At 41.6% G+C, this 1749-nt stretch carries 1 protein-coding gene; it reads left to right on the top strand.

From position 1 onward, the window contains the following. Positions 1 to 1533 precede the first annotated feature (1533 nt). The coding region (locus IX84_RS34265; RefSeq protein WP_238578361.1) for a hypothetical protein at positions 1534 to 1749 on the top strand (216 nt) is incomplete at its 3' end.

Genomic DNA, 1749 nt, shown 5'->3' with positions numbered 1-1749 from the left:
AAAAGAATAAAGCGGCAACCCATAACAATGGCTACACACAAGCTGGGTAAAAATCTACGATTGAAAAAAGAGAATGAAAAGCCCGCTGCAGTCAGCAAAAGCCAGGCTTTGGCAGTTTCGTCTTTTGCTGTCTGCGCTAGTATTGGTGAAATCGAACGAAAAGAGTAATTTTAGAATCCCAGCCTGCGCGTAGCCGGGCCGTTCACAGACAATCGCGCAACAGAAAAAGGTATCTGTAAGAATTTGAAATGAAAACTTGTCCCCGCCTAAAAAAAGTAAATGCCTGATTATCAATATTCAAAAATTGGGTTTAAACTGGTTAGTCCATTGGAGAAAAGTCTTTTAAGGCGGGGCAAATGAAGTTTCTACAGTTTTATAGTTGGTTTAGGAGAATGGGGACAGCCCGAATTGAAAAATTAGATCAAGAGTTACCGCGGCCCCGTTGAATGGAAATAAAAACGGTATCAGGAAAGGAGTCCGCGTCCAGGGGGCTTATGAAAATCAACTGGTAAATGAAAATCGATGAGCAAATAAGGTTTCATGCCCGAATAAGATTGAATCTTAAGGGTTCGCAGGTGCATTGAATAGATTCAGCTGGAGAATAATTGAATGATTTTCATTGGGTTAAGTTGATTTTTACGAGCAATAAAATAAATGAGGGTATCAGTATTGCCCGAAAATTTGTTGTCCAAATCGGATAATTTGAAAAATTTGGGAAAGCCCCCTAATCTTATCTTCGAAAATAGAGAAATGGCCGCTCGTTTTGTAAAAATCGAATAAAACGCGAATGCTGTGAACATTGGCTACCCGACAAGCCCGGTAAAATCCTGAAAATGGAAAAAGAGAAAAAGAGTCCGCGCAGTCAGCAAAAGCCGGGCTTCGGCAGTTTCGCCTTTTGATGCCTGCGCTATTTTGGTGAAATGGGATGAAAAGATTAATTTCAAGAATCCGGGCCTGCGGGTAGCCTGGGCCGTTCACAGACAATCGCGCAACAGAAAACAGTATCTGTAAGAATTTGAAAAAAAGGATTCTCCCCGCCTAAGAAATGGTAAGTGCCTGATTATCAATATTCAGAAAATGTGTGTTTATTGGTTAGTCCATTGGAGAATTGGACTGTTAAGGCGGGGCAAAAGAGATTTCTACAGTTTTATAGTTGATTTAGGAGAATCGTGACAGCCCGAATTGAAGATTAGATCAAGCGTTACCGCGGCCCCGTTGAATGGAAATTAAAACGGTATCAAGAAAGGAGTCCGCGTCCAGGGGGCTTATGAAAATCAGACGGTAAATGAAAATCAATGAGCAAATAAGGTTTCATGCCCGAATAAGATTGAATCTTAAGGGTTTGCAGGTGCATTGAATAGATTTAGCAGGAGAATAATTGAATGATTTTCATTGGGTTAAGTTGGTTTTTACGGGCGATAAACAAAATGAGGGTATCAGTTATGCCTGAAAATTGGTGGTCCGAAATCGGAGAATTGGGTAAACTTGAAAAAAGCCCCCTTATCTCGTCTTCGAAAATAGAGAAATGGCCGCTTGTTTTGTAAAAAAGGGATAAAACGCGAATGCTGTGAACATTGGCTACACACAAGCCGGGTAAAATCTTCCATTGAAAAATTAGAAAAAAGAGTCCGCTGCGGCGGGCAAAGCCAGGCTACGCCAATTTCGCCTTTGCCCACCGCAGCTATTTTGGTGAAATGGGATGAAAAGATTAATTTCAGGAATCCCGGCCTGCGTGTAGCCCGGGCCGTT

Source organism: Phaeodactylibacter xiamenensis (assembly GCF_000759025.1).
Lineage (GTDB): Bacteria > Bacteroidota > Bacteroidia > Chitinophagales > Saprospiraceae > Phaeodactylibacter > Phaeodactylibacter xiamenensis.
Note: the sequence above shows the minus strand (reverse complement) of the source record. Positions and strands in the feature narration are given on the sequence as shown.